We start from the raw sequence: 19,480 nt of genomic DNA on the forward strand, positions 1-19,480 counted from the left end.
AGCCGTCGTGGTTGAACTGCATCTTTGATGAGATGGTTATGCAAGAACACCCAGCCGAGTGCCGCACATGATCTTCGTCACCTTGATCAATATGCTGATCATCACCACCGCAGTGGTCATCCACTACGAGTGCCTGTTGCGCCTGAATCTGCTCCTGCCCCGGCTGAACATCTGGCATCGGTTCAGAATCGTGTTCGGTGTCATGGGCGCGCTGATCGCCCATGCCATTGAAGTGTGGGTCTTTGCGTTGGGCTATTACCTGATGAACAAAACCGAAAGACTGGGCAAGCTCACCGGCAATTTTGACGGGAGTTTCATCGACTCGGTGTACTTTTCATTCACCACCTACACAACCATCGGCTTTGGTGATATCTCGCCGATTGGCCCGCTCAAATTCCTGACCGGTCTCGAAGCGCTTACCGGCCTGGTGCTGATTACCTGGACGGCCTCCTTCCTGTTCATCGAGATGCAGAAGTACTGGGGCATACAGCAGCCCCGCGTGCCTGACCGCGGTTCGAAAAAACCATGAATGCAGACAACCGTACTGATGACTGCGGCGCGGCGCTGACCGCAAGGGAGGTTTGCCATATCCTGCGCGAGGTCACGTTCGAGCGCCGCGTCATGGCCAAGGCAGGCGATCAGTCCTGGGATGAGATCCATGCCGGCTTGTTCGTCGTTATCGTCGACGGGTGGCGTATCACGATCTACAACGACTGCGATGTGCTCGACTATTGTGAAGCGTGCGTCTGCCCGGAGGGTCGGCGGTGGTCGTTCGACAATGGCGACCGATACGGTACAGACCCAATCGCCCTGCTCTCGACCTGGGAACACGGGACACTTGAACGACTGCTAAAACGGCTGTGAGTCAACCCGCAGCCAGAACATGAGTACAATGGCGCACCTGAAACCTGAATTTGCTCACTCATGAAATCGTTGCTTTACGTTTTATTGCTGTCCATCGCAGTCATCAGCCCCGCCTTCTCCAGCCCACCCTCCAACTTTTCCGAAGCCAAGGTCATTGCCAGGCAGAAGGTCTATCTCGACCAGGCCAACAGCGCGCAGGGTGACCTGTATTGCGGCTGCAAATGGACCTGGGTGGGGAAATCGGGTGGCCGTATCGATGCGGCTTCCTGCGGCCTTAAAGCTCGAAAGCAAGAAACCCGTGCCGACAGAACCGAATGGGAACACATCGTTCCAGCGTGGACATTCGGCCATCAGCGGCAGTGCTGGCAGAATGGTGGTCGCGAACACTGTGTAAGTGACGATCCGGTGTTTCAAGCCATGGAAGCTGACCTGTTCAACCTTTACCCGTCGGTGGGTGAAGTCAATGGCGACCGGAGCAATTTCAACTACGGAATGGCGGCTGGAGTTGCTCCGCAATATGGTCAATGCAAGACCAAAGTCGACTTCGAGCAGCGCGCAGCCGAGCCACGCGACGAAGTGAAAGGCCTCGTGGCGAGGACGACATTCTACATGTTCGACCGGTACAACCTGACCATGTCACGTCAGCAGCAACAGCTGTTCATGGCCTGGGCCAGACAGTTCCCGGTAACGCCCTGGGAAAAGGAACGCAATGCCAGGATTGCGGCAATCATGGGCCACCCTAACCCGTTCGTTACCAATGACCGCACCTGGACAGCAGGTTACAAGACCGTCGGCGACGGGATAGTCAGCCCGATCCCGGACCGAGCTACGCCGCCAGCAGCACAAGCGCCTGTCACTCGTTCAACGTCAACCGGCCTGATTATTGGCAACCGCAACAGCCATGTGTATCACTTGCCTCACGGCTGCGCGAGCTACGACAAAGTGGCTGCGAAAAACCAGATGTCGTTTGAATCCGAGTCTGACGCCCGGGCAGCAGGCTATCGCAGAGCCGGGAACTGCAGATGAGAAACGCGCAATGCGGCTTTATGCAAAAGATGTTGGTGGTGCAAGATGGACGCAATGTTGACGGTGTGGAAGATAGAGGAATTCTGATGATCGAAGTCACAGAGGTATCCATAGCCGAGCTGCGCGCCGCGCTTGAGTCGGGGCAGGCAACCGCAGTCGAGCTGGTGCAGGCCTATCTGGCCAGGATTGATGCTTACGACGGGGCCGCTACATCTACGGCGCTGAATGCCGTGGTGGTTCGCAACCCGGATGCGATTGAAGAAGCTCGGGCATCCGATAGTCGTCGGGCCAAAGGTGAGATTCTCGGCCCGCTCGACGGGATTCCCTACACGGCCAAGGACAGCTATCTGGTCAAAGGTCTGACCGCTGCTTCGGGCAGTCCTGCTTTCGTCAATCTGGTCGCTCAGCGCGACGCGTTCACGATCAGCCGCCTGCGTGCTGCCGGGGCAATCTGTCTGGGCAAGACCAATATGCCGCCCATGGCCAACGGCGGTATGCAGCGTGGCGTTTATGGCCGCGCGGAAAGTCCGTATAACGCTGACTTCCTGACGGCGCCCTTCGCATCGGGTTCATCCAATGGTGCCGGGACTGCAACCGCCGCAAGCTTCGCGGCGTTCGGCATGGCGGAAGAAACATGGTCGAGCGGCCGAGGCCCTGCCTCGAACAATGGCCTATGCGCTTACACCCCTTCGCGCGGCGTGATCTCGGTGCGCGGCAACTGGCCGTTGACGCCGACCATGGACGTTGTCGTCCCCTACGCCAGAACCATGGCAGATTTGCTCGAAGTGCTGGATGTCGTTGTTGCACAAGATCCCGACACGCGCGGCGATTTGTGGCGACTGCAGCCTTGGGTGCCGATCCCGAGCGTTGCCTCGGTACGCCCCGCTGCCTATGCCGAACTGGCGGTAAGTCGCGATGCTCTGGCCGGCAAACGCTTCGGCGTGCCGCGCATGTACATCAACGCCGATCCGGAAGCGGGCACGGCAGACAAGCCAGGCATCGGAGGTCCGACCGGACAACGCATCATCACCCGCGCCTCGGTCATCGATCTGTGGCAGGACGCACGCCAGGCGCTCGAAGCGGCTGGCGCCGAAGTGCTTGAGGTGGATTTCCCGCTGGTCTCCAATTGCGAAGGGGATCGTCCCGGCGCGCCAACCGTGTTTACTCGCGGACTGGTATCGAAGGAATTTCTGCATCACGAACTGTGGGATTTGTCGGCCTGGGCTTTTGATGACTTCCTGCAGGCCAATGGGGATCCGGCCTTGAATCGCCTGGCTGACGTCGAGGGGTCGAAGATCTTCCCTCACGATCCCGGAACGTTACCCAATCGTGAGGACGACCTCGCCGCCGGTATGGACGAATACGTGCGCATGGCCGAGCGCGGCATTACACCCTGGGATCAGATCCCGACCCTGCCTGATGGCCTTCGTGGCCTGGAGCAGACGCGACGGATCGACCTGGAAGACTGGATGGAAACACTTGGCCTGGACGCCGTGCTTTTCCCGACCGTGGCCGACGTCGGTCCGGCGAATGCCGATGTCGATCCGCAAGCTGCCGATATCGCCTGGAGTAATGGCGTGTGGGTTGCCAACGGCAATCTCGCCATCCGCCATTTGGGCGTGCCAACCGTTACGGTACCAATGGGTGTGGTGGCCGACATTGGCATGCCGGTCGGACTCACCTTTGCGGGGCGCGCGTATGACGATTCGAATCTGTTGCGCTTTGCCTCGGCTTACGAGTCGGTAGGGAGCAAGCGTTTGATTCCGCCCCGTACGCCAGCGTTAGGTGGTTAGGCCGCCGTTATGAATATCGATGCACACCGCCCTGCGCCATTTTTGCATCCAGGCGAAGCCGTCGTTCTCTTCGATGGCACCTGCAAATTGTGTAATGGCTGGGCGAAATTCATCATTGACCATGACCAGGCGCATCGTATCCAGCTTGCTGCAGTTCAGTCACCGGAAGGCCAGGCACTCCTGGCCTGGGCCGGCCTGCCCACCGACGATTTCAACACCATCGTTCTGGTCAGCGATAACCGGTTCTTCGTCCGCTCGCAAGCGATGTTCAAGATCATGGAACGCTTGCCTGCGCCTTGGCGCTGGATGAGGAGCGGGCGCATTGTGCCGGAAAGGATGCGCGACTGGATGTATGACAGGATCGCCCAGAATCGTTACCGGCTGTTTGGCAGGTATGACGCTTGCCAGCTTCCCAGCGCAGACCACAGCCGACGTTTTTTGCAAGCAGGACCGTGACGTATTCCACTTGCCTGAGGCATTCTACGGCGTCAATCCTTTCGCCGTGCAGTCGCTGCAATTCGAGCCACTGACTGGCGCTTTATTCCAGTGAAGGGCTATCAATGTCATTCGACTTCCATCACCTGCTCTTGGTATTTACCGCGTATATCGTGGGGGCGGCGAGTCCTGGCCCGAGCAATATGCGGATCATGGGCGTCGCCATGCACCAAGGCAGACGTCCTGCGCTATTGCTGGCGGCAGGCGTCATAAGCGGTTCGTTTTTCTGGGGATCGATGGCAGCCACGGGTGTCTCGGCCATCCTTACGCAATATGCGCAAGCGCTGGGCGTTCTCAAGGTCGTGGGGGGTGTTTATCTATTGTTCCTGGCCATTAAAGCGGGCCGCTCGGCACTTAATTCCAACGAGCAGATCGCCAAAGCGCTTGCCGCGGCACCCTACGCTTCCGGCTTCAAACTCTACCAGCGCGGCCTGCTCATGCATCTCACCAATCCCAAGGCGCTGCTCGGCTGGGTCGCTACCATGACCCTTGGACTAGGGCCGCAAGCATCATCGGCAACCGTCGTCATTATCCTGGCTGGTTGCGCGGTGCTTAGCGTCACTATCTTTTGTGGGTACGCGATCGTCTTCTCCACCGCACCTATGATTCGGGCATATAGTCAGGCCCGACGATGGATAGAAGGAACGTTGGCACTGGTCTTTGGAGCCGCAGGAATAAAGCTATTGCTCTCTCGCACCTAGCCATCGTAGCTGTACCGGATAACCAGCGGCGTAAGCCGGGCCATATTAACGGAGACTGGAATGAAGCCAACCCCTATTACAGAAGCGCCGGTAGATGCGGCTCAACGCAAAGCCGTAAAGCCCGTCATTTGCTACCCGGTTGACGGTTTACCGCGCCCGGACATCGCCAGCTATCGTAAGGTTCGAGACGACTTGAGGCTGATCGAGACCGTGACAGTTCCTGCTCGCGACGCCGCGACATTTACCGTGCCCGCCGGACATTTCTTTCGTATTGTCTCGACTGAAGGCTCGCAGGTGGGCGACTTGAATCTGTTCAATCTGCACGACTTGAATGAGCGTCTTTATACCGGTAAAACCCGCGCGCTGAATGGCACCCATCTTGGCCTCGGCGATCAGTTGTATTCGAGTTTCCCTTACCTGCGCCCGATTGCCACGATTACGCATGACTCCCTGGACTGGTATGGCTTTGATGAGTTCGGTGGGTCGGTACATGACGTGATCGGGACTCGTTGTGATCCTTACACCCATAACCTACTGAGTGATGGCGGGCAGTATCATCACTGTTGCCACTCCAACCTTACCCGAGCATTGTCCAGGGCCACCGGGATCGCCCTGCATGAGGCTGAAGCCCACATTCACGATGTGCTGAATGTTTTCATGTGCACCGGTTTCACCAGGGACACGGGACAATACTTCATGAAAGCGAGCCCGGTGCGACCTGGCGATTACCTGGAGTTTTTTGCCGAAGTGGATCTGCTCGGCTGCCTTTCAGCCTGTCCCGGCGGGGATTGCTCCTCGGAACACTCATCTGACACAGCCAAGTGCTATCCCCTCCTTGTGGAAATCTACGAGGCAGTTCGTCAACCTCAAGGCTGGATTGCACCTGCGGTCAATGGGTATGACCGCAGCCACGGCGTTTGAAGCCTGGACGGGGCCGGCCAGTCCGACGCGGACCGGTCGACCCCGTTTCATAGCAGAATCAGCTCTGGCAGAACCGGATCCGATTGCCGAATGGGTCGTAGACTTCCAGCACTTGCCCCCAACCTTGCTGAACAATGTCTGGACGTCCGTAACCGTAGCGCTTGGCAAGTAACTCGTCCCGCAGCATCTCGATATTCTGCATCGGGACAAATATCGTCGACCCCGGGCTCGCATCGCCATGATGTTCGGAGAGGTGGAACTGCAACCCGTTGCGACTGATCCCCAGGTACAGCGGTAGATCCGCTTCAAACCGGTGCTCGAACTCGACGCTGAAACCCAGGAAATCGATATAGAACTCGCGTGCCTTGGCTTCGTCAAAAATTCGCAATATCGGAATGGCTTTGTCAAACGTAATCACGGGCTGGCTACTTTCATCTGCAAGCATCGCTGCTGCGACGTTCCAGTCCTTGTAGCCCAGTTGCTGCGCGACCAGTTCGAGTGCAGTGGAGTGAGACACTTCCTGCTCGCGCTTCTCTAACGAAGCACGCAGGTTCTTGGCCATCTGCTTGGCTTTCTGGATTGAAAACATTACTTCTCCTGGAGTCGAAGCCTTTTGGTGCTCGCGTTGCCAAACCTCGACTATCAAGAGAGATGCGATAGGGTTTGGAAAAACTATGCTTTCACCTTTCCTTTCAGGAGCGAGCGGCGGGCAGCATCGGCCAGCGGCGATAGTACACATCCGTTAATGGCGCTGAAAGTATTTCCCGCGGGGGCGCATCAAATCACGCACTGCGATCACTGCCCGGCGGTCGCGCTCACGACATTGGCTATCCGCTCGAAAAAGGGCGCCAGTCGCTCCTGGGGCGCGTCGTGCTCAACGACCAGCGTGGCGACTTCTTCACAGGGCGCGACCTGATAGTGCGCAACGCTGGACAGTTTTTCGTTGGTTGCGGCCACCACTACCTGACCGCTTGCCGCCACTATCGCGCGTTTGAAGTCGGCGTCCTCGAGACCGAAGGCCGTCACGCCGTTGTCCGGATCGATGGCACAAGCGCCGAGAAAGCACAGATCAAAGTTGAACTGCCGCAATTCCTGCACGGCCCTCAGACCACTCACACCGCCAGTCACCGGGTTCACGCGCCCGCCCAACATGATGACCTCGACACAAGGTAGCTTCATCAATTGCGTGGCAATCAACGGCGAGTTGGTGCTGAAGGTCAATGGAAGTTGCGGATCAATGCTGCAGGCGATTGCCAGATTCGTCGACCCGGCATCAATGAAGACGTGCTGCCCTGCGCTCAGAAGCGCGGCCGCCGCTCTGGCCAGATTGTCTTTGCGCGAAGAGCCTTGCATCACCCTGACGGCAATCGGTCCGTCATCGGCGCGCAACAGAATGGCGCCGCCGTAGACGCGCTTGCACAACCCCGCAACTGCCAGGGCACTCAAATCGCGCCGTATCGAATGCTCGGACACATTGAACTCAACGGCCAGATCAGCGGCAATCACCCGGCCGAAACGGGTAAGACGTTCGCGAATCAACTGCTGGCGTTCACCAGGGAACGCTTCGTGTGGAGAAGTCATCAACCATTAATCCTGCATGAACGAGCATTAACAATCACAAGCGAGCAATCTATGCTGAAGTCGGAGCGGCGTCAAATCCGCAGATGACGGTCGCCAGGCGTAGTTACCGAGTGAACAAGCCATTCAGGCCAGCAGCCGCTTTTCAAGCCATGGGCGATTTCGACAGATTGGTTTGTCCAATAAGATTTTATATAGATTGGTCTTGCCAATATTTTCCCTGAAGTGTAGTTTTTGAGCTCTCGATCCTCCAGGCGGGCAACTGTTCGCTCACAACAAAAAAGAGATCCTCAGAATGTTCAGATTCCCCGCCAGCCGGGCGCTCGGTGCCCTCTCCCGCTTATCGTCATACATCGTCTGCGACAGCCAGGGAGCATCAACATGCTGACTGTCATCTGTAACGAACCCGGTTCGTTAACCGCCATCGAGCGTGAAAAACCGGTCAGAAAGCCAGGAGAGATCCTCATCCGCATCAAGCGCGTCGGGGTTTGCGGCACCGATCTGCATATTTTCAGCGGCAATCAGCCGTTCCTCGAATACCCTCGGGTGATGGGCCATGAGTTTTCCGGGCTTGTAGAGGAAACCGACAGCGCCAGCGATCTCGACACGGGTGATGTCGTGTATGTGATGCCTTATCTTTCCTGCGGCACATGCATCGCCTGCCGCCAGGGTAAGACCAACTGCTGCACCCGCATTCAAGTGTTGGGGGTTCACTGCGACGGTGCTTTTACCGAGTACCTGAGCATTCCCCACGAATTTGTCCATAAGGCAGTGGGCATTTCCCTTGATCAGGCGGCGATGATCGAATTTCTGTCCATCGGTGCTCACGCCGTACGTCGTTCAAATGTCCAGGCGGACAAACATGCATTGGTGGTCGGCACCGGTCCGATTGGCATGGCGGCAGCGATCTTTGCCGGTTTGCGCGGTGCGAAAGTCACCGTTCTGGATACCCGCGACGATCGTCTTTTGTTCTGTAAGGAACACCTGAAGATTCACGCCTCGGTAAAAATCGGCGAAGGCGACAAGGAAACCCTCGCTGAGCTCACAAAGGGTGATTTTTTCGACGTGGTGTTTGATGCCACCGGCAATGCCCGGGCCATGGAGCGCGGCTTCGAATTCATCGCCCACGGCGGCACTTACGTGATGATTTCGGTGGTTCGGGACTCGATCACCTTCTCCGACCCCGAATTCCACAAGCGTGAAGCCACGTTGATGGGTAGCCGCAACGCCACCCAGGAAGACTTCCGTCATGTGGAGGAATGCTTGCGCAACGGGTTGATTCCGGATGCCGCCCTCAATACCCACCGCCTGACCCTAAGCGCTGTCGCCCACTCATTCACTACATTGCTCGACCCGAAACAAGGCGTCGTCAAAGCAATCATCGAGTGTTAGGAGCAGCGTGATGAGCGATTCGCAATCCTTGCTTGTATTGACACCCGGTGACGATGTCGCCGTGGCCCGAGGCGACATCGCCGCAGGACAACAGCTCAGCGCCGACGGCATCACGCTGATCGCCGGGCAACAGATTCCATCCGGTCACAAGATCGCCCTGCGCCCGGTGTCGGCAGGTCAACAGGTGCTCAAGTATGGCCAGACCATCGGCCTGGCGACCCAAGGCATCGAGCCCGGTGATCACGTCCACGTCCACAACCTGGACATGCCGACAACCAACGCCGAACACAGCGTGCAGAATATCTACGTACCCACATCGTTCAGCAGTGAACCGGCGACCTTCGAGGGCTATGTCCGCGATGACGGGCGCGTCGGCACGCGCAACTACATCGGGGTGATCTCCAGCGTCAATTGCTCGGCAACCGTCTGCAAGCACATCGCCAACGCATTCTCTTCCGAGCGCCTCAAAGACTTTCCCAATGTCGATGGCGTTGTCGCAATCACCCACGGCAGCGGCTGTGGCATGGGTGCGAAAGGTGAAGGCATCGACATCCTCAAACGCACCTTGCGCGGCTATGCCGATCACGCCAACTTTGCCGGTGTCCTGTTGATCGGCCTGGGCTGCGAGGTCAACCAGCTGACCCCGCTGATGAATGAACTGGGGGATCGCTCAGCGCTGCTCAAGGCCAGTCTGATCATTCAGGAAGCAGGCGGTACTCGCGAAGCCGTACGACGTGGCATAGCGCATATTGAAGAGATGCTGCCGGTCATCAACCATTTCCGGCGCACCACCGTTGCGGCCAGCCATCTCAGCGTAGGCTTGCAGTGCGGCGGCTCGGATGGTTATTCGGGCATTACCGCCAATCCGGCACTCGGGGCTGCGGTCGACCTGCTTGTGCGGCATGGCGGCACCGCAATTCTTTCGGAAACGCCGGAAATCTACGGTGCCGAACACCTGCTGACTGCCCGCGCCGCATCGGCCGATATTTCGGCGAAACTGATGGAGCGGATCCATTGGTGGGAAGCCTACGTACACCACAACGACGGTGACATGAATAACAACCCCTCGCCGGGCAACAAGGCTGGCGGCATTACCACCATTCTGGAAAAATCCCTGGGCGCCGTGGCAAAAGCCGGAACTACCGGGTTGATGGGCGTTTACCACTACGCTGAAACGATCGATGCCCACGGCCTGGTGTTCATGGATACGCCCGGCTACGACCCCGTATCGGCAACCGGCCAGGTCGCGGGAGGCGCGAATCTCATCTGCTTCACCACTGGCCGTGGCTCGACCTACGGTTGCAAGCCCACGCCATCATTAAAGATCGCCACCAACACCGGCTTGTTCCAACGCATGGAGCTGGATATGGATTTCAATGCCGGCGGTATTGTCGATGGTCTGGAGTCAGTCGCCGAAGCCGGTCAGCGGTTATTCCAGTTGATGCTGGACACCGCGTCCGGACGACAGACCTGCAGCGAAGAAAACGGCCTGGGCGATAACGAGTTCCTGCCCTGGCAGATCGGCGCAGTGATGTGAAACGCCCTGCCAGTCACTGTGGTAGCCTTCGCCAACTCTCTGATGGACGCCGTGCCGATGGCTTCACTGACACATTCTGCCGAGCGAAAGCCGTACCAGAAAATCGCTGATCAACTGCGGGATTACATCTTTCAGGGGGATTTCAAACCGGGTTCCAGACTTCCTCCCGAACGCGATTTGACCCAAATTCTCGGTGTTTCCAGACCTTCGCTTCGTGAGGCGCTCATTGCTCTGGAAATTGAAGGCGGCGTTGAAATCAAGATGGGCTCGGGCGTGTACGTCCGCGCCCTGACCCTGGACGGAAAAAATCAGGCTTCAACCCTGGGTGAGAGCCCATCGGAACTGATGCAGGCCAGAGCATTGATCGAAGGTGAGTCGGTGATTCTGGCCTGTCTGCATGGCAAAAAAAGCGACTATCGCTATTTGCAGGAATGTATTGACGCCATGCGCGCCAGCATCGCCAACGGCCTGCCGCCGCTGGAGGACGACCGAAAGTTTCATCATCGCCTGGCGAAAATGACCGGCAACTCCGCGTTGGTGCGAATCATCACCGCCCTCTTCGATGAACGACACAGCCCTATTTCGGCTCACCTTAGCCAGCATTCCGAGAACGCTCTGACCTGGGAAGCTGCAGTCGTCGAGCATGAGGCGATACTTCGCGCCGTGGCCAGCAAAGACGTGCTCGGCGCGCAAACCTCAATGCGCCAGCATTTGAGCCGTTCGGAGAATCGTTGGCTCAAAACGCTGGAGCCGGAAGAAGAGATCTCGCAGAAAAAATCCGAGTCTCAATCCAGCTGTTGACGCACGGCCAATTCCACACCGCGAATTTCTGCCAGGCCCTTGAGTCGCCCGATCAGCGAATAGCCGGGGTTGCTTTTGCGGTGCTGATCGTCGAGCAGCTGATGCCCATGGTCCGGACGCAGCGGCAAGCGTGGGCCGCCTTCGCGTTCACGCCGGCGCTCTTCTGCCACTAACGCACCGATAACCCCGACCATATCGACATCGCCGTCCAGATGATGGGCTTCATGGAAGCTGCGCGGATCCGCTTCGCGGCGGGTTGAGCGCAGGTGGGTGAAGTAGATGAACGGCGCGAAGTGTTTGGCCATCGCCACCAGGTCATTGTCTTCACGTACGCCATAAGAACCGGTGCAGAACGTCAGGCCATTGGCCGGGCTTGGGGCGGCGTCCAGCAACCATTGGGCGTCTTCGGCGGTGGACAGGATGCGCGGCAAGCCAAGCAGCGCCCGGGGTGGATCGTCCGGGTGGATCGCCATGCGCACGCCCACTTCTTCGGCAACCGGAATCACCGCACGTAAAAAGTAGCCCAAGTGTTCACGCAGCCTGGCTTCGTCGATTTCCGAGTAGGTGCGCAGCAAGGCCCGGAAGTCTTCCAGGCTGTAGTGTTCCTCGGCGCCAGGCAACCCGGCGATCAAGGTGTTGACCAGGGTTTCGCTCTGGGCTGGCGTCAGTTGCTCGAAGTAGGCCTTGGCCTGCTGGATATCCTCGGCGCTGTATTCGGCTTGCGCATCCGGGCGCTGGAGGATGAACAGGTCGAACGCGGCAAACGCGGTTTGATCGAATCGCAACGCCCAGCCGCCGTCGGCCAGCTCCCAGGCCAGGTCAGTGCGGGTCCAGTCCAGTACCGGCATGAAGTTGTAGCAGACGATATCGATGCCGCAGCTCGCCAGATTGCGCACGCTTTGCTGGTAGTTGGCGATGTATTCGTCACGTCGACCGCAGCCGCGCTTGATGTCTTCATGTACCGGAATGCTTTCCACCACCGACCAGCTCAAGCCTGCGGACTCGATCAGCTGTTTGCGCGCCGCAATGGCGTCCACCGGCCAGACCTGGCCATTGGGGATGTCGTGCAACGCGGTGACGATTCCGGTCGCACCGGTTTGGCGGACGTCCGCCAGGGAGATCGGGTCTTTGGGGCCAAACCAGCGCCATGTCTGTTCCATGTTGTTCTCCTTTCTTGTTAGTTGTGTGCAGCAAAAGTGTGTAAAAGGCTACCCATGCCGTCGCGAATCAGGGCGCCATAGGCGCGTTGCACGGCGTCGCGAAAATCCGGTCGATCGGAAAGCGCGGCCGGGAACACTTCGCCCAGATCGAGAAAGGCATCCACCAACGATGCGCCTGCAAATCTTCCGCCAAGATCGGCAAAGGTTGCGCTCAAGGGGTCGTCAATAACCCGCGCCGAACCGTCCGGCAGCGGCTGCGTGCAATAGTGGATCCATGCTGCGATACCCAACGCGGTACAGGCCAGCCCGCGTCCCTCGCCGAGCAGCTGCTGTGCGCCGAGCAGCCAGCGTTGCGGCAGTTTTTGCGAACCGTCCATGGCGATCTGGCGCAGGCGATGCTGCAGGCTGTCATTGGCAAAGCGCGCCTTCAGATCCTGGGCATAGACCGCAAGATCAATGCCCGCCGGCATGTCCAGCGTAGGCGCCGCTTCTTCGGTCATGTAGCGCTCGATGAACTGCGCCAGATCCGCATCGTTGATGGCGTCGAATACCGATTCGTGGCCGATCAGCAAACCCACGTAGGCCAGCAACGAATGGCTGCCGTTGAGCATGCGCAGTTTCATCGTTTCGAACGGACGCACGTCGTCCACCATCTGCACGCCTTCCACCTCCCAGTCCGGACGCCCGAGCGGAAAGTGATCCTCGATCACCCACTGACTGAAGCTTTCACAGACCACCGCCGCACGGTCGTGGCAGTCCAGTTGCTGTTCCAGCCGGGTGAAGGACTCGCCATCCATGGCAGGCACGATCCGGTCAACCATGCAGCCAGGGAACGCCACGTGCTCGTTGACCCACTGCGTCAAGCCTTCGTCCTGCAGCGCTGCCAAGGCGCTCACCGCCTGGCGAGTGCGCTGGCCGTTGTCCGGCATGTTGTCGCAGCACAACACGGTAAACGCCGCAATGCCTGCGGCACGGCGGCGACGCAGTGCTTCGAGGACAATGCCGGGCGCAGTGCGCGGCGCTTGCGGATGAGCGATGTCGTGGGCAATTGCCGGATCTTCGATGCGCAACTGCCCGGTGGCAGGACTCAGGCAGTAACCTTTCTCGGTGACGGTGAGCGTGACAATCCGTGTTTGCGGCGCGGCCATGCGCTGCAACAGCAACTCCAGCTCGTGGCCGCCCTCGCCTACATACAAGGCCTGGCGCAATACACCGATCTCACGCAGCGTCACCTGCTCGCGGTCGCGATACTCGGCCACATGGTAGCGGCCGTCCTGCTCGCGCAATTGATCAACCAATGTGCGATTCGAGCGCAGGTTGGCGCTGCACAATCCCCAGTCACTTGCGCCATGGCGATTGAGATGGCGTTGCAGATAGACCGCCTGGTGGGCGCGATGAAACGCCCCCAGGCCGAGATGCACGATGCCGATCTCACCGACAGGGCTGGTAGAGGGCACACGTTTCACAACAGGCATCGACACGCTCCTTCTGTTCATGACAGGTTATGGACGGCTCAAGGCCGAACCTGGTTGCGGGCTTGCTGCCTGCGCGCTACCGGTGTCCGCCGCCGAAAGGGGTTTGACATAGCGTGCCACGCACACCGCGCCGATCACGGTTAACAGCCCCGCCAACAGGAACGCGCTGGTGAACGAACCGGTGAATTCCACCAGGAAACCGGTGAGGGTCGGGCCAATGATGCCCGAGGTGTTCGCCAGAAAGTGCATGAAGCCGCTGACACCACCGACACGCGCCGCAGGCACGGTGTCCTGGATGATCGCCCAGTAGATGGCACCGGTGAGGTACAGGAAGAACACCGCAAGGGCAACGAGAATCACCGCCGGATACAGGGTTTTGACGATCCCGGCAAGGGCGATACAGGCGGCGCAGGCCAACAGGCATGTCACCAGCACCACTTTGCGGGAAAACATCATTCGCCCGGTTTTCTTGAACACGAAGTCGGAAATGAAACCGCCCAGGGCCAGGCCGAGGAAACCCAGCAGCCAGGGAATGACCGTCGCGATGCTCATGTCCTTGACGTTCAGGCCGTGGGCCATGGTCAGGTAGCTAGGGAACCAGGTCAGGAAAAAGAACAGCGTGTAGTTATAGGAAAAGAACGCCAGCGCGGTAAACAGCACGGTTGGTTGCTTGAGGTAGTAACGCAGCGGATGAACCGGCAGCGCCGCCACTTCGCTCTTGCCCTCGGCCTGCAGAATCTCCTCGGCGACCTTGCCTTTAGGCTTGTCCTTGACGAACTTGAACCACACCAGCGCCCAGATCAGGCCCAACGCCATAATGATGATGAACGACACCTTCCAGCCGTAGCTGATGGCGATAAAACCCACCACTGGCCCGGAAATCGCGCCGCCCAAGGGCGTGCCGGACATCGAAGTCCCCAGCGCCCGCGCCCGTTGTTTCGGGGTGTACCAGTTGTTGACCATCTTGCTGGTGGTGACGCTCAACGGCCCTTCACCCATACCGAACAGGATGCGGATGAACACCAGCGACGCGAAACCTATGGTCAGCACTGTGAGACCGCTGAATAGCGACCACAGCACCATCGCCAGCAACAGCGTGGTTTTCGCCCCGTAGCGGTCGGCCGCCCAGCCGCCGATAAAGTTGAACACCGCATAGCCGACGAAGAAACTACTGAAGATCATGCCCATTTCACCCGTCGTCAGACCGTAGTCTTTCTGGATGAAAGGAGCCGCAACGGACAATGCCGAGCGATCCAGGTAATTAATGACGCCTGCCAGGAACAGCATGATGATGATTAACGTGCGACCTTGACCAAACATTGGAACCTCCCGCTTTTTTGTGGTTATTCGGTGAGGGTGCCCGGATGGGCACGCGTATCTACAACGGACTATTGAAGAGCGCCGTTCAGCTCCACGAGGACCTTGCGGGTCTGTTCGGGATGGCTTTCGATCAGGTCGATGGCCGACGGCATTTCGTCGAAACTAATGCGGTGACTGATCAGTTCCCGCACCTGCAATTTGCCGCTGGCGATCAGCTCGATCACTTTTGGGAATTTGCGATTGTTCAGGCGCGATCCCACCAGCGTCAGTTCTTTCTTGATCATTTCCAGTTGCACCAGATCGCTCGGCACGGTATTGAAACCCAGCAGGCCGATACGTCCCGCAGGCGAGGCCAGGCGCACCATCTGCGGCATCAGCGCGGGGATGCAGGCGGCGTCGACTATCAGCGGAACGCCTTCGCCCTGGGTCAATTCGCGCATCGTTGCTTCGACGTCGACGTCCTTGCCGTTGAGGGTGCGGCTGGCCCCGAGAGCCCTTGCCGCCTCCAGTCGTGTATCAAGGACGTCGGTCACGGTGATATCGGTCATCCCCAGCGCCCGGGCCATCTGCACCAGCGTCAAGCCAATTACGCCCGCACCGTAGATCAACAGGCTGTCGCCCGGGTGGGGCTGCATGCGATCAAGCACGTTGAGAGCAATGGTGTAAGGCTCCACCAGCGCCGCGTGGCTCAGGGACATCGAGTCAGGCAAGCGGTGGGCATTCTCGGCCGGCACACAGACTTGCTCGCTGAACCCGCCGTCGCGATGCACGCCAATCACTTGCAGTTGCGTGCAGACGTTCGGCCGGTTGATCCGGCACGGGTAGCAAGTGCCACAGCTGATGACCGGGTCGATGCACACGCGGTCGCCGACCTTGAGGCTCTCGACGCCCTCGCCCACTTCGCGCACCACGCCCGAGAACTCATGGCCAGTCACTCGCGGAAAACGCACAAAGGCGTTTTGCCCGTGGATGATGTGCATGTCCGACCCACAAATGCCGGCGTAGGCGACGTCGACCTTGACTTCGCCAGGCGCCACTTGGGGCATGTCGACTTGCGCCAGGCCGAACTCAAAAGGTGCTCTTACTTGAAAAGCTTTCATCGGGTCACTCCTGCCAGGGCCGGTGACGCCCTGTGTTCTTGTCGTTATTGATCAGTCGAAACAGCGTTTACCAGTGCCAGAGCGTGCCGTCTTCCAGGCGATTGACTGGCAGGCTGGCGCGTTTGTAGGGGTATTTCGCCGCCAGGTTCTCGTCGATGTCGACGCCATGACCCGGGACTTCGCCGGGGGTGAAGTGGCCGTCTTCAAAGCGATAGGCGTGGGGAAACACTTCGTCGATACGTTCGTCGTGGGGCATGTGCTCCTGGATGCCAAAATTGGGCACCCAGGTATCGAAATGCAGCGCCGCGCCCATGCACACCGGCGACAGGTCGGTGGCGCCATGAAAGCCGGTGCGCACCTGATAGAGCGCAGCGAAGTCGGCAATACGTCGCACATGGGTGATGCCACCGGCGTGGACCAGCGTGGCGCGGATGTAGTCGATCAACTGTTCCTGGATCAGCTCGCGGCAGTCATGAATGGAGTTGAATACCTCACCCACCGCCAGCGGCGTGGTGGTGTGCTGGCGGATCAGGCGGAAGGCTTCCTGATTCTCGGCCGGGGTGCAGTCTTCGAGCCAGAACAGGTTGAATGGCTCGACCGACTTGCCCAGGCGGCCCGCTTCAATAGGCGTCAGGCGGTGATGCACGTCGTGCAGGATGTGCAAGTCATCGCCGAAGCGTTCACGCACTGCGGCAAACAGCTTGGGCACATGGTTCAGGTACTTGGCGGTGTCCCACACATGTTCGGCGGGCAGGTCGCTGTCGGCCGGCTCATAACGTTCCCCGCTGCGCTTGGCCACGCCGTAGGTGGTGGCGATGCCGGGAATCCCGCATTGCACGCGCACCGCTTTGTAGCCCAGCTCGACATGCCGGGCGACTTCGTCCAGGCAACCTTCGATGTCCTTGCCCGTGGCATGCCCGTAGACCATCACCCGCTCGCGGCTTTTGCCTCCGAGCAACTGGTACAACGGCATTTGCGCGGCCTTGGCCTTGATGTCCCACAACGCAACATCCACAGCGGCAATCGCGGTCATGGTCACCGGACCACGGCGCCAGTAGGCCCCGCGATACAGGTATTGCCAGATGTCTTCGATGCGCTGGGCATCGCGACCGATCAGTGCTGGCAGCACGTGTTCTTCCAGGTAGGCGACCACCGCCAGTTCCCGGCCGTTCAAGGTTGCATCCCCGATGCCGTAGATACCGGAATCAGTAACGATTTTCAGGGTGATCAGGTTGCGACCCGGGCAGGTAACAATGACGCGGGCGTCAATGATTTTCATAAGATCAGGCCTCTGCGGCAGAAGAAAATGAAGGCATGTGCAGGCTGGGCATGACGGCGCAGGGGATCAGCGCACCGCGATGCTGGACGACCTGGGCCGCCAGTCGATGGCCCCAACGCGCAGCCAGTTGTGGATCACCGCCTTGCAGGCGACACGAAAGATAAGCCGCGCTGAAGGAGTCGCCCGCCGCCGTGGTGTCGACGATCTGCCGCACCTGCTCGGCGGGCACTTCAAAACGACCTGAGGCGCACTGGATCAAGCACGAAGCGACGCCACGCTTGAGGGCTACTTCGGCCACGCCAAAATCTGCGTAGGCCTGGAACAACGCCTCGGGATCGGCATAACCGAACAGTGCGGCGTCGTCCTCCCAGGTAATCAGCGCCAGGTCAGTCAGGCGCAGCATGGCGCCATAGGCCTGGCGCGCAGCCTGGGCATCGGGCCACAAGTGGGGACGGTAGTTATTGTCGAAGACGATGCGCGTGCCGGATTCACGGGCCAGGCGCAAAGCCTGCATCAGCCGCTCGCGGCCATTGCCGGTGAGGATCGCCAGGCTAATGCCGCTCAGATAGACGTAGTCGTAATCCGCCAAGGCATGCAACACGGCGTCGGCTTCAGGGCCGTCGAACATGCTCCGCGCTGCGGCTTCGCCCCGCCAATACAGAAAGCGCCTTTCGCCTTGTGAATCGGTCTGGATGAAATACAACCCCGGCAGCGCATCCTTGATGACGCGCACATGTTGGTCGCCGACGCCTTCTTCGCGCCACAACTGACGCATGGCGTCACTGAAGCTATCAGCGCCAACGGCCGTGATGTAGTCCGCGACAATCTGCGAGTCGGGATTCAGTCGGGAAAGATAAACCGCGGCGTTGAGCGTGTCGCCGCCGAAGGTCTGGCTGAAACCTGAGGCTGGTTCGCCGCGCATCTCGATCATGCACTCGCCCACCAGCGCCACGTTGAGTGGACGGGGTGAAACGGTTTGCGGGCGTTGCCCGGAAATTACGTTCATTACTGCGCGCCTTTGTTATTTTTAAAACGGCGTTTCATTTTAAAAGCTTGAGGCCGAGTTTAGTCAGATTTTCTGGACCGTCAAGAAAAATGAAACAGCGTTTTGATTCGCGAGCGTATATCCTTGGGTTTTCCGTTCCCGTTGGAGCCTTCATGGACAACAGCACCCTTCAGAACAACGAACTGGTCTCCGCCGTCGCCCGGACCATGGCCGTACTTGAGGCCCTGGCCGAGCATCCCGAGGAAAGCGGTGTGTCGGAAATCGCGCAGAAACTGGACATGTCCAAAAGCACGGTTTACCGGTTTTTGCAGTCGCTCAAGGCCCGTGGTTATGTGGTGCAGGATGCCGAAGATCGCTATCGGCTCAGCGTTCGGCTGTTTGAACTGGGCGCGCAAGCCTTGCCCCATCTGGACATCATCCGTGAAGCTGAACCGGGCATGCGGCGTATCAATGAATTGACCGGCGAGACCGTGCACCTGGGCATTCTCGACGAAGGCGACATCGTTTACGTGCACAAGATCGACTCCAAATACAACCTGCGCATGTACTCGCGCATCGGCCGACGTGCGCCGCTGTACTGCACCGGTATCGGCAAAGTCCTGATGGCGTGGCTGGAGCAGCCCGAGCTGATCGCCCATTTGCAGGAAGAAAGCTTCGAGCGTCGCACGGCCAACACTCTGACCAGCATTGAGGCCTATCTGCAGGAACTGGAAGTGGTTCGTGCCCAGGGTTATGCCGAGGACCATGAAGAATTCGAAGACAATATGCGCTGCCTGGCCGCTCCCATCCGCGACCGCTTCGGTCATGTGATCGGTGGCATGAGCGTGTCATTCCCCTGCTTTCGCTTTCGCGAAGAACTCAAGCAGGACTACGTCAAGCGGCTGATGGAAGCCACACAACAGATTTCCCGCCAGTTGGGCTGGCATGCGCGGTAGCTGACCCACAGCGCGCGGCCGCGCTTTACTCAGGATTGCACTGTCTCTCGTCACGCAGGTATTATTGCGAACGATTTTCAATAAGATCTGGAAAACC

19 protein-coding genes are annotated in these 19,480 nt (G+C 59.0%); 11 read left to right on the top strand and 8 right to left on the bottom strand.

What is annotated here, in order from left to right; translation table 11 throughout:
- Nucleotides 1-67 precede the first annotated feature (67 nt).
- The 7 genes from CFII64_RS18560 (at nt 68) to CFII64_RS18590 (ending at nt 5,800) form a co-directional block, all read left to right on the top strand.
- Complete coding sequence (locus CFII64_RS18560; protein WP_020292360.1) at nt 68-529, top strand: potassium channel family protein; 462 nt, start codon at nt 68-70, stop codon at nt 527-529.
- Entirely contained in the window at nt 526-864 is a 339-nt protein-coding gene (locus tag CFII64_RS18565; RefSeq protein WP_020292361.1) for a hypothetical protein, read from the top strand. The genes CFII64_RS18560 and CFII64_RS18565 overlap by 4 nt, the downstream gene beginning before the upstream one ends.
- Nucleotides 865-924: 60 nt before the next feature.
- Nucleotides 925-1,890 (top strand): endonuclease, encoded by a 966-nt coding sequence (locus CFII64_RS18570; protein WP_020292362.1) that lies wholly within the window; start codon nt 925-927, stop codon nt 1,888-1,890.
- An 86-nt stretch (nt 1,891-1,976) separates the two neighbouring features.
- Nucleotides 1,977-3,683, top strand: coding sequence for an amidase (locus tag CFII64_RS18575; RefSeq protein ID WP_020292363.1), 1,707 nt, complete (start codon nt 1,977-1,979; stop codon nt 3,681-3,683).
- 9 nt (nt 3,684-3,692) lie between these two features.
- Entirely contained in the window at nt 3,693-4,139 is a 447-nt protein-coding gene (locus tag CFII64_RS18580; RefSeq protein WP_020292365.1) for a thiol-disulfide oxidoreductase DCC family protein, read from the top strand.
- Nucleotides 4,140-4,243: 104 nt separating this feature from the next.
- On the top strand, nt 4,244-4,879 hold the full coding sequence (locus CFII64_RS18585; protein ID WP_020292366.1) for a LysE family translocator: 636 nt from the start codon (nt 4,244-4,246) through the stop codon (nt 4,877-4,879).
- Between the two features lie 60 nt (nt 4,880-4,939).
- Entirely contained in the window at nt 4,940-5,800 is an 861-nt protein-coding gene (locus CFII64_RS18590) for a DUF1989 domain-containing protein (protein WP_020292367.1), read from the top strand.
- Between the two features lie 58 nt (nt 5,801-5,858).
- Here CFII64_RS18590 and CFII64_RS18595 read toward each other — a convergent pair whose 3' ends face one another.
- Together CFII64_RS18595 and CFII64_RS18600 are read right to left on the bottom strand one after the other, a co-directional pair.
- On the bottom strand, nt 5,859-6,389 hold the full coding sequence (locus CFII64_RS18595; protein ID WP_020292368.1) for a glyoxalase superfamily protein: 531 nt from the start codon (nt 6,387-6,389) through the stop codon (nt 5,859-5,861).
- A gap of 206 nt (nt 6,390-6,595) precedes the next feature.
- On the bottom strand, nt 6,596-7,381 hold the full coding sequence (locus CFII64_RS18600) for a DeoR/GlpR family DNA-binding transcription regulator (protein ID WP_020292369.1): 786 nt from the start codon (nt 7,379-7,381) through the stop codon (nt 6,596-6,598).
- Between the two features lie 378 nt (nt 7,382-7,759).
- Between CFII64_RS18600 and CFII64_RS18605 the strand changes: the two genes are divergently transcribed.
- The 3 genes from CFII64_RS18605 to CFII64_RS18615 are packed head-to-tail and all read left to right on the top strand — an operon-like array spanning nt 7,760 to nt 11,108.
- Nucleotides 7,760-8,770: a zinc-binding alcohol dehydrogenase family protein gene (locus CFII64_RS18605; protein ID WP_020292370.1), complete on the top strand. Its 1,011-nt coding sequence runs from the start codon at nt 7,760-7,762 to the stop codon at nt 8,768-8,770.
- A 10-nt stretch (nt 8,771-8,780) separates the two neighbouring features.
- On the top strand, nt 8,781-10,307 hold the full coding sequence (locus CFII64_RS18610) for a UxaA family hydrolase (protein ID WP_020292371.1): 1,527 nt from the start codon (nt 8,781-8,783) through the stop codon (nt 10,305-10,307).
- 57 nt (nt 10,308-10,364) lie between these two features.
- Nucleotides 10,365-11,108 carry a FadR/GntR family transcriptional regulator gene (locus CFII64_RS18615; RefSeq protein ID WP_020292372.1) on the top strand — a complete coding sequence of 248 codons (744 nt, stop codon included), beginning with the start codon at nt 10,365-10,367 and terminating at the stop codon, nt 11,106-11,108.
- Here CFII64_RS18615 and uxuA read toward each other — a convergent pair.
- The 6 genes from uxuA to CFII64_RS18645 all read right to left on the bottom strand — a co-directional run bounded on the left by uxuA (nt 11,093) and on the right by CFII64_RS18645 (nt 18,448).
- Complete coding sequence (uxuA, locus tag CFII64_RS18620; RefSeq protein ID WP_020292373.1) at nt 11,093-12,268, bottom strand: mannonate dehydratase; 1,176 nt, start codon at nt 12,266-12,268, stop codon at nt 11,093-11,095. The genes CFII64_RS18615 and uxuA overlap by 16 nt on opposite strands.
- A 17-nt stretch (nt 12,269-12,285) precedes the next feature.
- On the bottom strand, nt 12,286-13,743 hold the full coding sequence (locus CFII64_RS18625; RefSeq protein WP_020292374.1) for a mannitol dehydrogenase family protein: 1,458 nt from the start codon (nt 13,741-13,743) through the stop codon (nt 12,286-12,288).
- 27 nt (nt 13,744-13,770) lie between these two features.
- A complete protein-coding gene (locus CFII64_RS18630) occupies nt 13,771-15,063 on the bottom strand; it encodes an MFS transporter (protein ID WP_020292375.1) in 1,293 nt (430 codons plus the stop codon).
- A gap of 68 nt (nt 15,064-15,131) precedes the next feature.
- Entirely contained in the window at nt 15,132-16,163 is a 1,032-nt protein-coding gene (locus tag CFII64_RS18635) for a Zn-dependent oxidoreductase (protein WP_020292376.1), read from the bottom strand.
- A 67-nt stretch (nt 16,164-16,230) separates the two neighbouring features.
- A complete protein-coding gene (manD, locus tag CFII64_RS18640) occupies nt 16,231-17,442 on the bottom strand; it encodes a D-mannonate dehydratase ManD (protein WP_020292377.1) in 1,212 nt (403 codons plus the stop codon).
- Between the two features lie 4 nt (nt 17,443-17,446).
- A complete protein-coding gene (locus tag CFII64_RS18645; RefSeq protein ID WP_020292378.1) occupies nt 17,447-18,448 on the bottom strand; it encodes a sugar kinase in 1,002 nt (333 codons plus the stop codon).
- A 152-nt stretch (nt 18,449-18,600) separates the two neighbouring features.
- On the opposite strand from CFII64_RS18645, the gene kdgR reads away from it, so the two are divergent.
- Nucleotides 18,601-19,383, top strand: coding sequence for a DNA-binding transcriptional regulator KdgR (kdgR, locus tag CFII64_RS18650; protein ID WP_020292379.1), 783 nt, complete (start codon nt 18,601-18,603; stop codon nt 19,381-19,383).
- Nucleotides 19,384-19,480: the final 97 nt, after the last annotated feature.

This window comes from Pseudomonas sp. CFII64, assembly GCF_000416235.1.
Taxonomy (GTDB): Bacteria; Pseudomonadota; Gammaproteobacteria; order Pseudomonadales; family Pseudomonadaceae; genus Aquipseudomonas.

Coding starts and splice junctions, on each gene's coding strand:
- manD (WP_020292377.1), bottom strand. CDS start 17,442: ATGAAAATCATTGACGCCCGCGTCATTGTTACCTGCCCGGGTCGCAAC.
- CFII64_RS18635 (WP_020292376.1), bottom strand. CDS start 16,163: ATGAAAGCTTTTCAAGTAAGAGCACCTTTTGAGTTCGGCCTGGCGCAA.
- CFII64_RS18560 (WP_020292360.1), top strand. CDS start 68: ATGATCTTCGTCACCTTGATCAATATGCTGATCATCACCACCGCAGTG.
- CFII64_RS18575 (WP_020292363.1), top strand. CDS start 1,977: ATGATCGAAGTCACAGAGGTATCCATAGCCGAGCTGCGCGCCGCGCTT.
- CFII64_RS18595 (WP_020292368.1), bottom strand. CDS start 6,389: ATGTTTTCAATCCAGAAAGCCAAGCAGATGGCCAAGAACCTGCGTGCT.
- CFII64_RS18615 (WP_020292372.1), top strand. CDS start 10,365: ATGGCTTCACTGACACATTCTGCCGAGCGAAAGCCGTACCAGAAAATC.
- CFII64_RS18600 (WP_020292369.1), bottom strand. CDS start 7,381: ATGACTTCTCCACACGAAGCGTTCCCTGGTGAACGCCAGCAGTTGATT.
- CFII64_RS18590 (WP_020292367.1), top strand. CDS start 4,940: ATGAAGCCAACCCCTATTACAGAAGCGCCGGTAGATGCGGCTCAACGC.
- CFII64_RS18630 (WP_020292375.1), bottom strand. CDS start 15,063: ATGTTTGGTCAAGGTCGCACGTTAATCATCATCATGCTGTTCCTGGCA.
- CFII64_RS18580 (WP_020292365.1), top strand. CDS start 3,693: ATGAATATCGATGCACACCGCCCTGCGCCATTTTTGCATCCAGGCGAA.
- CFII64_RS18625 (WP_020292374.1), bottom strand. CDS start 13,743: ATGCCTGTTGTGAAACGTGTGCCCTCTACCAGCCCTGTCGGTGAGATC.
- CFII64_RS18585 (WP_020292366.1), top strand. CDS start 4,244: ATGTCATTCGACTTCCATCACCTGCTCTTGGTATTTACCGCGTATATC.
- CFII64_RS18605 (WP_020292370.1), top strand. CDS start 7,760: ATGCTGACTGTCATCTGTAACGAACCCGGTTCGTTAACCGCCATCGAG.
- kdgR (WP_020292379.1), top strand. CDS start 18,601: ATGGACAACAGCACCCTTCAGAACAACGAACTGGTCTCCGCCGTCGCC.
- uxuA (WP_020292373.1), bottom strand. CDS start 12,268: ATGGAACAGACATGGCGCTGGTTTGGCCCCAAAGACCCGATCTCCCTG.
- CFII64_RS18565 (WP_020292361.1), top strand. CDS start 526: ATGAATGCAGACAACCGTACTGATGACTGCGGCGCGGCGCTGACCGCA.
- CFII64_RS18570 (WP_020292362.1), top strand. CDS start 925: ATGAAATCGTTGCTTTACGTTTTATTGCTGTCCATCGCAGTCATCAGC.
- CFII64_RS18610 (WP_020292371.1), top strand. CDS start 8,781: ATGAGCGATTCGCAATCCTTGCTTGTATTGACACCCGGTGACGATGTC.
- CFII64_RS18645 (WP_020292378.1), bottom strand. CDS start 18,448: ATGAACGTAATTTCCGGGCAACGCCCGCAAACCGTTTCACCCCGTCCA.